The sequence below is a fragment of the Streptomyces sp. NPDC058964 genome (assembly GCF_042741275.1).
Classification (GTDB): domain Bacteria; phylum Actinomycetota; class Actinomycetes; order Streptomycetales; family Streptomycetaceae; genus Streptomyces.
In genome coordinates this window covers 1-12,116 of record NZ_JBHYKH010000267.1, presented here as the reverse complement: position 1 = coordinate 12,116, position 12,116 = coordinate 1, and the positions used below count along the sequence as shown (strand labels likewise).

Here is a 12,116-nt window from a genome sequence, read left to right as displayed (position 1 = left end):
CGGTAGGCGCTGTGCCGGATGGAGGGGAGCGAAGGACTCTGCCGCACCAAGTGGGGGAACTCATCGAGCACGATCGGTATCGGGCGTCGGTCTCCGAGAGCCAAGAGGTCGTCGGTGGCGTCCTCCCAACCGTGCCAGTGGGGTGGGGACGACGCGTTTGTGTACCGGGCCAGCTCGTTGGCAAGGTGGCTCAGCGACTCGGCCTGCGTCCCCTGCTGCGCCCCGAAGTAGAAGCCTCCCAGGGCCCCGGTGAGCGCCTCCAGCAAAAACGTCTTGCCCTGCCGAAGCCGCCCGCTGACCACCCCCAGGCGCGCCTCGAGCCGGCTGTCACAGGCGAACGCGACGAGCTCCTGCCACGCGGCGTCCCGGTCGAAAACCTTCTGCGGCTTGTCTGGGAGAGGGATGTCGGACGACGACACGGTCATTCCCCTCGTTCGGAAGTGCTTTCCCTTCCAGTACAACGCCGGACGCCGGGCCCCGCGACACACGATTGCACTGCCGGTGGCCTTTCTGCCTTTCCCGGGAGGCGGCCCGGGCCGGCCCGTCCGGCCCGCGCCCCGCACCGGGGTCGTACGCCCCTGCTGCCGCCGCGCAGTTCCGGTGTTGGGACCGCGGAGAGGGATGATGAAGGGCGCCGTCCCGCATGGGCGGCGAGCGAGTGCGTCGGGAGGTGGCGATCATGGCGCCTCGGCTGCGGCTCACGTTGCTGGGCGTCGGCGCCATGGCGTCGCCGCGTTTCGCGCCGGCCGGCCTGCTTCTGGCGTACGGCCGCCGGCGTGTCGCGTTCGACGGTGGGCCGGGGGCCGAGCCGCCCGAGGGCCCGCTGGAAGCGTGGCTGGTGACCGACGAGCATGCCGAGCTGCGCTCTGCCCTGTGGCGTCTGGCGGCCCAGCGGGGGCTGGTGCCGTGCATGGCGGACGCGGGCTTCGGTGACCTGCGTATCCGCGCGCTCCCGGTTGTGCACACCTCCCATCCGACCTGCGGATACCGGATCGAGGCCAGGGCCGTGGCGGTGGTGTGGGCACCGGAGTTCTGGACGTTTCCGGTGTGGGCGGCCAACGCCGACCTGATGTTCGCGGAGGCATCCGGCTGGAACCGGCCCATCCGCTTCCGTGGCGGTGTGGGTGGCCACGCCCCGGTGCGGGAGGTCGCTCGCGAGGCGGCCCGGCACCGGATCGGACGTCTGGTGTATGCGCACATCGGCCGCCCGTGTCTGCGGGCGGTGGACGCAGGTCTCACGCCCGAGTACGGCGAATGGGGACGCCAGGGACACACCTATGCCCTGGCCGACGCCGTGGACCACCGCCTGCGGACCTGACGGCGTCGGTGCGGAGGCGACGGCGACCGACCCCGCTGCGGCGGGGCCCGAACCGACCGCTGCCCGCATAGCCGTGGCGGGGCACCGAGATGTCCCCGAGGCGGTGCCATGGTGGAAGCGGAACCAGTACGTGGTCCAGACATCCCGGCTCGCCGGTGAACCGCATCGTCGAGATGATCCCAGGTGGTGCCGAGCGGACCGGCCGGGACGTGACGTCAGGCAGGGATCTCAGACCTGTGGACGAATGACTGCCAGGGGGCACTGGGAGAACTGCAGAAGCTGGTGGCTGACGGAGCCGAGGGCCAGACCGTGGAATCCGCCCAGCCCCCGCGAGCCGACGACCAGGAGGTCGGCGCGGTCCGAGGCCCGGGCCAGCGCGATGACCGGCGGTTCGTCGGGCGCCTGCTCCACCACCTCGACATCGGGATGCTCCGCGCGCAGTGGCGCCAGCCATTCCTCCAGGGCCTGCACGTGCTCCTTGGCCATGGTGTCCTGCGCCGCGCTGACATACGCGTGTGGCCCTGGATGGCTCCAGGCGTGCACGGCCTGCAACTGGGCGCCGCGCAGCGACGCCTCCTCGAAGGCGTACGCGAGGGCGGCCTGGGCGTGCGCCGACCCGTCGGTGCCGACGACCACGCGCCCATGACCGGTGGTGACGTGGTTGACGATCACCACCGGGCAGGCCGCGTGGCCGACCACCTGCAAGGCGACCGAACCAAGGAGCAGACTTCCGAAACCGCCCATGCCCTTTGCGCCGAGCACCACCGTACGGGCGTGCTGCGCCTCGGTCAGCAGCACCGCTGCCGGGCTGCCTGAGGGGAGGGCGGAGGTCACCTCCAGGTCCGGATGGGCCTCCTGCGCGATGGCGGTCGCCTCGGCCATGACGCGCTGGTCCCGGCTGTTCGCCTCCCACGCGCGTCCCCCGTCGGTGGTCGCGTATGAATGGGTTGAGGGCAGGACGTGGATGATGCGCAAGGGACACCGGCGCAGCGTCGCCTCGTGGGCGGCCCATATGAGGGCTCGCAGACTTCGCCCGGAGCCGTCGACTCCGACCGCAATCGGATCAGTCATTGCCTTCTCCCGGGTATGCGGGCGGCGCTGTTGTCCCCGCCGCTCGATTTGAGGACTCATTCCGGATCACGAGTGATCACGGCGAGCCGCTCCGCCGGACGCCGCACCTTCCGTGAGTCGTACGGCAGACATGGGCGCTGAAGGATCCTGCCGGCTTCCCCGCACCGGCAGCTCATGGCTCTTCTTCCTCTCCCTTCTACCGTCATCCATACACCCCGCGGAGGCATCTCAGAATGGGTCTTCCGGCCCGTCGGCTTTGCCAAGCGGCCGCCCTTCGCAAGGACCGGAACCGATGGCCAAGTGATGCGGGTGGTCGGCCGTCTGGGGTTGTGACGGCCACGTGCGCGTAGCTGGTCGGAAGGCGCGCGCAGATGACGGGGAGCCGTAGCACCGGGCGGGGGCGGCCCATGCCGTGCCGCGTCGTCCGCCGCCTGCAGGCGGGAGCCCGGCAGACGATGTCACGGCCGGGCGCGAGCACGATCGCCGCAACCACCTGCCCTCGGCATCGCATCGCTCACGATGTGCCCCGGCCAGGACCGGCTCGCCCGAGACGGCTCACCCGTCGTGGGGTGCCGGGTGGGTCGTCGGTGTGCCCGCGCCCGCTTGCCACGGTTCGCCCGGACGGCAGCCTGGCCGAGCGGCTCCCGCCACGGCCGTGAAGCGCGGCGAGCGGCTGCCCGTGGTCGACGAGCGCGTCACGCTTCCGCTCGGTTCTCCGACGAGTCGGTCGCCGACGTGAGCTCGCATGATCGCGGCCCTCTCCTCAGAATGGTGCTGTATCCCACCACGCGGGACACACCGCCGCACGGGCCAGTGCCTGTATGTGCGAGGTGGACGGCTCCTATACGGGAGGCACCATGCAACACCGCACGGTCGGGGAACTCATGACCCGGGACGTCGTTCGGGCACGTCCCGACACGCCGTTCAAGGAGCTCGTCAGGCTGTTGGCGGACAACGACGTCACGGCTGTGCCCGTAGTGGACGATCGGAACCGGCCGGTGGGTGTGGTGTCTGAGGCCGACCTGTTGCGCAAGAGCGCCGACCAGGCCGATCCGTCAGGCAGGGTCCCGATCCCGAACCTCGAGGCCTGGGAGCGGGCCAAGGCCGAGGGTTCCCGGGCCGAGGAGCTGATGTCGGCCCCCGCGGTGTGCGCGCGTCCGGAGTGGAACGTGGTGGAGGCCGCGCGCCTCATGGAGGCCCGTCACGTCAAGCGGCTGCCCGTGGTGGACGAGGCGGACCGGCTCCTGGGCATGGTCAGCCGTGGTGATCTACTGCGGATCTTCCTGCGCCGTGACGACGCCATCCGTGACGAGATCACCCAGGACGTGCTACGGCGCACGATGAAACTCGCTCCCTCGCAGGTGACCGTTGAGGTCCGCGAGGGGCGGGTCGACCTGGGCGGTTCGGTCGAGTTCAGGAGCCTGATCCCCGTCATCGAGCAGCTGTGCCGCGGCGTCGACGGGGTGGTCTCGGTCGCCGAGCGCATTACGTACCGGACCGACGACGCCCGACGTCCCCCCGTCGGCACCTGACCGAGGGCGCCCACGCGCGGTGCGAGGCGGGCAAAGCTCCAGGCACCGAGGCCGCCGGAGACGGGCCGGTCGAGCATCCCGCTGGTTGCGTCTAGGGCTAGCGACGGTGACGCGTTCTATGCGTCGTCGATCGTGTAGTCGATCATCGGCCTGACGGTGACGACGCCGTCCACGCCATTGGCGAGCCGTTCGGCGATCTGGGCGGTGCTGCGGTTCTCGACTCCGCCGCGCAAAGTGACAACACCTTCGTGCACCTGGACCTCCACCTCCGCTTCGTCGAGCCGCAGCATCCTGTCCAGCACGTCGTCGCATATCTCCTCGCGGATCTCCTCGTCGGGGCGCAGGAAGACGCGTAGCAGGTCCGAGCGACTGACGATGCCGATGATGCGGTCGGTTTCGTCCACGACCACAAGCCGCCTGACTTGGTGGCGGTCCATGGTCCGGGCCGCCTGGGCGACCGGCCAGTCGGCGTGAGCGGTGACCACGGATGCGGTCATCAGCCCGGCGGCGTTCTCCGCGCGCGCCTTGGTCCGCTCGTGCGGCCGCTCGGGAAGCGCTGCCCGATCGCCGTATTTGTCGGGTTGTTCGATCTGCTTCCTGAGCAGGTCGGCCTCCGACACCAGCCCCATCGGCACACCGCGCGCATCGGTCACGGGCACGGCGCTGATGCCATGCGTGGACAGTACAGACGTGATCTCTTTGAACGGGGTTTCAGGTTGGACGGTGACGACATCGCGTGTCATCACATCACTGACGGTGCTGTGCTGGGCGGTCATGTCCGCAGCTCCTTCCCGCGTGCGCATGTCGCGCGGACGCCGGTTCACGTCCCTCTGCCACTGTGCTCCTTCGGTGCGGAGCCGCTGCCAGGGCCGATGGTCCCCAATGACAGCCGGATTCCGAGGAATCCTGAAACCGTCCCTGCACCTGACTGCTTCGGAACGCCGATTCTGCTTCTTTTTATTGTGAGTGCCATTCGTGTGCATCGCGCTGGAATGCCAGGCGCTGAGGAAATGCACGTTCAGCCGTCCAGCAGCGGTGCCTTCCTCGTACCGTGAAAGGTCCCAGGGATTTTCCGGGCGGCATCGACCACGGCCGCCAAGTCCGCCAGTTCCTGGGTCAGCCGCCAGAACAGGTCGTCGAAGGAGATCATTCCGATGAGACGGCCCTCGGCCACCACGGGGAGGTGGCGCACCTCCGCCGCACGCATTTTCACAACGGCGACCGCAACAGCCGTATCGGCCTCCACGGTCGCGGGGGTACGGGACATAATCGTTTCCACCGGGGTGTGCGATGGCAGTCTGCGGGCCATCGCCCGCACCACGAGATCTCGATCGGTCACGATTCCGATCACTGCGTCGCCGTTTACCACGGGCAAGGCGCCAACGCCGGCATCAGCCATGTACTGGGCTGCGTCCTCGATGGATTCCGTCGGAAGCACAGTGGCCGGCGGTGCGTTCATCACGTGCTGGACCAACAACCTTGTTCCCTGCCCTCGGTGGTGTCCCTCGGCGACGGCGGGCCGCCTCGCGTCCGGCTTGCGCAGTCCGCAGTCGTCGGTGACGGGCCGGCCGAGGCGTCGCCTTCTGGATATGCCACGCCTCGCTCAGTTACCGGGCTGATCACCCGAGAGCGAATTCAGCTCGTCGCACAGACAGCCTCAACGAAGTGGCCCACCTGCTTTTCCGGCAGGCGGCGCGCGAGGTCCGCCTCGCTGATCATGCCTACGAGGCGGTGATTCTCGATGACCGGCACTCGCCGGATCCTGTGTTCCTGCATGACCTGGAGAACACGGTCGGTTTCCGCGTCCGCGTCGACCGTGACCGGCTTGCCCTGCTCGAGCTGGCCGGCGGTAACGGTCCGGGGGTCTTTCCCCTTGGCGAGACACTTCACCACGATGTCACGGTCGGTAATGATCCCGTGGAGACGGTCGTCCGGCCCGCAGATCGGCAGGGCGCCGACGTTCAGCTCCTTCATCTTGCGCGCGGCGTCCTCCAGAGTCTCGCTTTCCTGGATGCAGGTGGCGCCGGTATGCATGATGTCTCGCGCAGTTGTCATAATCGTCTCCTGCCGATTCGGGGCTGTGGCCGGTGTGGGTTGTGGCGTTCTCGCCGTGTCCTTGATGTCGGATCGCGGAGGTGGGTCATGACGCCGTCGACGACTTCACACAGTCGTACGGCAATGGCTCGTGTGTCGCGGGGTCCCGCCGTAGGAAGACCTGCTGGGGTGCGGCACTGACCCGGCGGCGATCGCGTGGGCATCAGCGGGAATCAACGGCGCCGCGGCGGCTTCAGTTCCTCCCCAGGGCTCCATGCTAGGGCGCGCGAAGCCGGTTGGCAGCCTCGCTCACGCCCGGCCTGGCCGGTGCGGGCCGGCACCTGCGGTGCGGCCGCATCGTGCTGTCGGCCGGGGTGATCCGACGACGCACCCGGCCGCCGAACAGTGGACCCACCTCACTCCCCGGAGTCGATCGAGCGAAGAGCATGGCCAGCAGGCGGACACGACCGAACTCGGCGAAGCCGTGAACAGGCGAGACTGGCGTGCCGCGGACGATTCGTTCCGTGGCCTGTGACGGCCGAAGTGCAGGGGAGGGCCGGCCACCCCACCGACGCCCAGGCGCGCAACTTCCGCTACATCCGCCAGCGCATCGTCGGCCAGGGCGAGGTTGTAGGGCTGCGCAGCCGCGCGGGATCCGGCTCACGTGAACGCCGAGCGCTACCACCTGCTTCTCGCAGTGGGTGACAAGCAGGAACAGCACGACTGGCGTGGGGTGTCTCTGTCCCCGAGGGGAAAATGCCGTGATCCCTGCGGACGGACGGACGGACGGGCGGACGGGCGGACGGAGCGGGGATCGGTGAAGCCGCGTAACGGCTGCGTAGCGTGGGGCGCGCGTCGGACGGACCGGCCACGGCCCGGTACCCCACGCTGATCAACACGGTCTGCTGGGGGACGAGTTCGGTGGGTTCGTTCCGTGTCCTTGGGAGGTCCGGTTGCGCGCCGGGCGCCCGGCGATTGGGACAACGCGCCGTTCGAGACAACACATTGCGCAGCCAGGCACGGCTGCGCGTGGGTTCAGCCGCTGCGGCGAGACGCGAGGCCGGCTCCCGCCCGGCGGTCTTGCCGGTGGGCGGGAGGTGCGCTTCGTGCTCTGTTCCTGGCGGTGGACAGGGAGTTCGGCCTGCTCCCCCAGCCGAGCGGCGCCTTTCGCACCGGTCCGCGGACGTCAGGTCGGGCGGCGGGGTCATGAGCAGCTTGTCGGGTCGGCCTGTGGTGGTCTTGGCGTCGAAGAACAACAGCCGCCGGTCGGTGAGCGCCCGGTATGTCGGACGCGGCGGAACGGTGGCGATGACCGTCCTCGCGGTGAGGGAGGTGAGTCCGACCCGTTCGCCCTTGCCGAGCAGGGCATGCCGTGCCGGTGCGCGTGGGAGGCGAACGAGGGCGCACGGGGCGCCATTTCGGTGTCCGAACAAGGTTCTGGCCGGCAACAGGAAATGACCTCGGTGAACCAAGAGGTAACTCTTGGTCATGGGTTTGTCTGGACTTCCGTTCGAGTGGATGCCGCTGTCTAGGATGGGGCGATCACGAACGGTACGACCCTGGGGAGGCCCGGAGTGTTCCTGTCCGGCCTTGGTCGGCGGTCGGGCCCTGTGTGGGCGCTTGTCGGTCTCGTTGCCGTACTCGGTGTGCTGGGAACCATGGTCCTGACCCAGGGATCGCCCCCGGCACGAGCCGGCGCGGACGGGCCGCCGCACACGAGCATCGAGGTGTCGCCCAGTGCCTGCGGCCGGGGCTGGGACGAGCCCGTGACCGGCCTTCAGGTCTTCGACCTGCGCAATACTTCCGACGGGGCTGCCGAGGTGTACCTCGAGGACGCGAAGAGCCAGGCGGTCTACGGCGAGGTGGAAGGCATCGGGCCGGGTACGACACGGCAACTGACCGTCCGCCTGGGCAGGGGTGCGTACGCCTTCAAGTGCGTTCCCGACGATGCCGACGCGGTCACCGGCCCCACGGTCCGCATCGCCGCAGGGCGTTCGGGCCCGGCGGCGGCCCCGATCACCCAGCATGACCTGATCCCTCCGGCGCTCGGTTACCAGAAGTGGGTCGGTCACGGCCTGGACGAGGTCGTGCGGCTGACCGGCCGGCTGCGGGAGGCGATCGACCGGGGGGATGTCGGCGGGGCGCGTACGGCATGGCTGCCGGCGCACCTGGAGTACGAGCGGCTCGGTGCGGCGTACGACGCCTTCGGTGACGCGGATGCCCAGATCAACGGCACCGACGCGGGACTGTCCGGCGGGGTGCACGACAAGGGGTTCACCGGTTTCCACCGCGTCGAGTGGGGGTTGTGGCACGGCGAGTCCGCCCACTCCCTGCGTGCTCCGGCGGCAGCCCTGGGCAAGGCCGTCACCGCGCTGCGCGACGACTGGACGCAGAACCGCATGGACCCGGCCCAACTGGGCCTGCGCGCGCACGAGATCCTGGAGAATACCGTGCAGTTCGAGCTGACCGGCCGCACCGACTACGGCAGCGGCAGCAACCTCGCCACGGCCCGCGCCAACATCGACGGAACCCGCGAGGTGCTGTCCCGGCTGAGGCCGCTGCTCGCCACCCGCTACGCGGATCTGCCCGGCCTGGAGAAGGAGTTGCAGCACGCTCAGCACACCCTCGACGCATTCCACGGCGGCCCTGCTTGGACCCCCCTGAAACGGCTCACCCGGATGCAGCGAGAGGGCGTGAACGCGGTCCTGGGCGATCTGGTGGAACGGCTCGCGTCGGTTGCGACCGTGTGTGATCCGCGGCGGACAGCGTGAGCGCGGCCGGGGAGAAGACGGGTGGTGTGGGCCGGCGCGGCTTCCTGCGGGGCGCGGCCCTCGCGGGCACCGGGCTGGCCGCGAGCGGTGCGGCCGCGCCCGCGGTTTCATCCGTCGACCGGCCGTCCATCGCCCGCTTCCACGGCGTTCACCAGCAGTCGGTCACAGCGGCCCCGCGTCGCGTCACGGTGTTCGCCGCGCTCGATGTGACCGCCGAGAACCACTCCGAGCTGACGGACCTGCTGCGCACGCTCACCGAACGGGCCCGCCTCCTGGCCGCCGGCGGAACGCCATCCCCGGTGGGCATCACCGGCCCGCCCGCCGACTCGGGCGTCCTCGGCGACCGGCTGCCCGTCGGCGAACTGTCCGTGACGGTCGGCGTCGGCGCCTCCCTCTTCGACGACCGGTTCGGCCTGGCCGCGCGCAAACCACGGCGGCTGTCCACCATGCCCGCCTTCCCGGACGACGACCTGCGGCCCGACTGGTGCCACGGCGACCTGAGCCTGCAACTCCACGCCGACGACACCGACACCGTCCTGCACGCGCTGCGTGACATCGCCCGGCACACCCGGGGCGGGACGCAGGTGCGCTGGCGGCTGGACGGTTTCACCAGCCCGCCCCGGCCGTCCGGCACCCCGCGCAACCTGATGGGCTTCAAGGACGGCGTCGCCAATCCGGACACGGCCGACGCCCGCGAGATGAACCGGCTGGTGTGGGTGGGCACTGGGATGGGCGAGCCGGACTGGGCGGCCGGTGGCTGCTATCAGGTGGTCCGGCTGATCCGCATGTTCGTGGAGTTCTGGGACCGGGTCTCGCTCAGCGAGCAGGAGCGGATGTTCGGCCGTGCGCGCGTTTCCGGCGCGCCGCTGGACGGGAACTCGGAGCACGACACGCCGATTTACGCCGACGACCCCAAGGGCGACGTCATCCCGCTCGACGCCCACATGAGGCTCGCCAACCCACGCACACCGGCCACCGCCGACCAACGGATCCTGCGCCGCGCGTACAACTACGACCGTGGCATGGACGCGAACGGCAACCTCGATATGGGCCTGCTGTTCTGCTGCTACCAGCAAGATGTAGTCCGCCAGTTCGAGACCGTGCAGAAACGGCTCGCAGGGGAGCCGCTCACCGACTACATCAAGCCGTTCGGCGGCGGCTACTTCTTCGCCCTGCCCGGTGTGCGGGACAAGACCGACTGGTACGGTCGAGCCCTGCTGACCTGAACCTGTATGGACACCTTGCTCATTCAACCGGTCAACACGCGGTCAAGATTTGCCTTTGCTTTCCTGGCCGGGTGTTCACTCCCACGTCATCATGACTCTGCAGAAGGGCCGCGCACCTGGCGGAGCCTCCTGGCCGTAATGACGCAACAGCATTCGCGTTCAGAAGGGTGGAAGAGCATGGCCAGCAGGGCTAGACGAGCAACTGTGCGCAGTGCGGGGGCATTGGCCGGTGCCGCCGCGCTGACGGTTCTCGGTGGGGCCGCGCCCACCTGGGCGGCACCCGGGGGGCATCACGGTCACTCGACCACGGCCACGCCGATCGAGCACGTGGTCGTGCTCTTCGACGAAAACGTCTCCTTCGACCACTACTTCGCCACCTACCCGAAGGCGGCCAACACCGACGGCACCAGGTTCACGGCGTCGAAGAAGACCCCGAAGAACATCAACACGCTCGCGCACGCCGGCCTGCTGACGAAGAACCCGAACCAGTACACGCCCAAGCGGCTCACCCCGGCGCAGGCCATGACCTGCGACCAGAACCACAACTACGGCGCAGAGCAGTACGCGGCCAACGGCGGCAAGGCCGACCAGTACGTGCAGAACACCGAGGTCGACAAGTGCTCCGGCGGCCTGTTCGGCGAGCCGGGCCTGGTGATGGACTATTACGACGGCAACACCGTCACCGCGCTGTGGAACTACGCCCAGCACTACTCCCTCAACGACCGCTCCTACAGCTCGGTCTACGGCCCGTCCACGCCCGGTGCGCTGGGACTGGTCTCCGGTCAGACCCACGGCGTCATCTCCACGGACCCGGCCTCCGGCACGGAAGACCCCAAGCAGACCTCCACACCCGACGCCTACACGGTCAAGTCCCCGGACGCCAAGGGCATCGGCACGGTCATCAACGACCCCGACCCGGCCTACGACGACTGCTCCGGCAAGAACCACACCAGCAGCAACGCGCTCGCGGCGATGCAGGGCAAGAACATCGGAGACCTGCTCAACGCCCAGCACGTCAGCTGGGGCTGGTTCCAGGGCGGCTTCCGCCCGACCGCCGCGTGGGACGGCCAGCAAGGCCACTACGCCAAGTGCGAGGCCACGCACACCAACGTCGGCGGCGCATCCGTGGTCGACTACAGCCCGCACCACTCCCCGTTCGAGTACTACAAGTCCACATCCAACCCCCACCACTTGCCGCCCAAGAACGTCGACGAGGTCGGCCACGACGGCCAGGCCAACCACAACTACGACCTGACCGACTTCCACGCGGCGCTCAGGGCGGGCAAGCTGCCTGCCGTCAGCTTCGTCAAGGCACCCGAGTACCAGGACGGCCACGCCGCCTACTCGGACCCGATCGACGAGCAGCACTTCCTCGTCGATCAGGTCAACGCCGTCCAGAGCTCACCGCAGTGGAAGTCCACCGCGGTCGTCATCGCCTACGACGACTCCGACGGCTGGTACGACCATGCCTACGTCGCCCCGCGCAACGGCTCGACGGACACCTCTCTCAGCTCCAACGGCAAGGCCACCGACAGCCCCGCCTGCCAGAACGGCCCCAAGGCGGCGGGCGGATACGCGGACCGCTGCGGCCCCGGCACCCGCCAGCCGCTGCTCGTGGTCTCCCCGTACAGCAAGGTCAACAAGGTCGACCACCACCTGACCGACCAGGCGTCCATCACCCGCTTCATCGAGGACAACTGGCACACCGGCCGCATCGGCGACCACTCCTTCGACGCCACGGCCGGCTCGCTCACGGGCATGTTCGACTTCCGGCGCCCGAACAACAAGCAGGTGCTGCTGAACGCGGACGGCTCCATCAAGTCCGTCGGCCCGATCAAGCACGTCGCGCCGGTCGAGACCAGCATCACCCCGGGTCCGGCCATGGAGAACACCGCCGCCAGCGGCACCTCCGCCTTCCCCACCCTCCCGGTGGGCCTCGGCGTGGGCGCGCTGCTGGCGGCCGGCGCGACGGGCACGTACCTCACCCTGCGCCGCAAGCAGCGCACCACCGTCTGACCCCACGGATGTGATCACAGCGGCGCGGGGGGGCGGGAACCCGCCCCGCCCGCCAGGTAAAGGGGCGCGACCGGACAAGGGCGGACCAGTCGCAGCAGGAGCCCAAAGCCCGCCAGCAAACACACAACAACGAGCGGCGCAAGGCCGA

At 69.3% G+C, this 12,116-nt stretch carries 9 protein-coding genes and 1 pseudogene; 5 read left to right on the top strand and 5 right to left on the bottom strand.

From position 1 onward, the window contains the following. Positions 1-419: pseudogene (locus ACFW2E_RS28115) on the bottom strand (ArsR family transcriptional regulator); the annotation flags it as partial. Positions 420-679: 260 nt separating this feature from the next. Between ACFW2E_RS28115 and ACFW2E_RS28110 the strand changes: the two are divergent. Further along, a complete protein-coding gene (locus ACFW2E_RS28110) occupies positions 680-1,318 on the top strand; it encodes a hypothetical protein (protein WP_384469865.1) in 639 nt (212 codons plus the stop codon). 228 nt (positions 1,319-1,546) lie between these two features. Here the strand turns inward: ACFW2E_RS28110 and ACFW2E_RS28105 are convergent, their stop codons facing one another. Further along, on the bottom strand, positions 1,547-2,389 hold the full coding sequence (locus ACFW2E_RS28105) for a universal stress protein (RefSeq protein WP_384469864.1): 843 nt from the start codon (positions 2,387-2,389) through the stop codon (positions 1,547-1,549). Between the two features lie 857 nt (positions 2,390-3,246). Between ACFW2E_RS28105 and ACFW2E_RS28100 the strand changes: the two genes are divergently transcribed. Then, positions 3,247-3,921, top strand: a complete 675-nt coding sequence (locus ACFW2E_RS28100; protein WP_384469863.1) for a CBS domain-containing protein — start codon at positions 3,247-3,249, stop codon at positions 3,919-3,921. A 116-nt stretch (positions 3,922-4,037) separates the two neighbouring features. Here ACFW2E_RS28100 and ACFW2E_RS28095 read toward each other — a convergent pair whose 3' ends face one another. The 3 genes from ACFW2E_RS28095 to ACFW2E_RS28085 all read right to left on the bottom strand — a co-directional run bounded on the left by ACFW2E_RS28095 (position 4,038) and on the right by ACFW2E_RS28085 (position 5,976). Next, positions 4,038-4,697, bottom strand: coding sequence for a CBS domain-containing protein (locus ACFW2E_RS28095; protein ID WP_384469862.1), 660 nt, complete (start codon positions 4,695-4,697; stop codon positions 4,038-4,040). Positions 4,698-4,939: 242 nt separating this feature from the next. Beyond that, positions 4,940-5,395 carry a CBS domain-containing protein gene (locus ACFW2E_RS28090; RefSeq protein WP_384469861.1) on the bottom strand — a complete coding sequence of 152 codons (456 nt, stop codon included), beginning with the start codon at positions 5,393-5,395 and terminating at the stop codon, positions 4,940-4,942. A 161-nt stretch (positions 5,396-5,556) separates the two neighbouring features. Next, complete coding sequence (locus tag ACFW2E_RS28085; RefSeq protein ID WP_384469860.1) at positions 5,557-5,976, bottom strand: CBS domain-containing protein; 420 nt, start codon at positions 5,974-5,976, stop codon at positions 5,557-5,559. Between the two features lie 1,637 nt (positions 5,977-7,613). Between ACFW2E_RS28085 and ACFW2E_RS28080 the strand changes: the two genes are divergently transcribed. The 3 genes from ACFW2E_RS28080 (at position 7,614) to ACFW2E_RS28070 (ending at position 11,968) form a co-directional block, all read left to right on the top strand. Beyond that, on the top strand, positions 7,614-8,726 hold the full coding sequence (locus ACFW2E_RS28080) for an EfeM/EfeO family lipoprotein (RefSeq protein WP_384469859.1): 1,113 nt from the start codon (positions 7,614-7,616) through the stop codon (positions 8,724-8,726). Next, complete coding sequence (efeB, locus tag ACFW2E_RS28075) at positions 8,723-9,952, top strand: iron uptake transporter deferrochelatase/peroxidase subunit (RefSeq protein WP_384469858.1); 1,230 nt, start codon at positions 8,723-8,725, stop codon at positions 9,950-9,952. The genes ACFW2E_RS28080 and efeB overlap by 4 nt, the downstream gene beginning before the upstream one ends. Before the next feature lie 177 nt (positions 9,953-10,129). Further along, positions 10,130-11,968, top strand: a complete 1,839-nt coding sequence (locus tag ACFW2E_RS28070; RefSeq protein ID WP_384469857.1) for a phospholipase C — start codon at positions 10,130-10,132, stop codon at positions 11,966-11,968. Positions 11,969-12,116 lie beyond the last annotated feature (148 nt).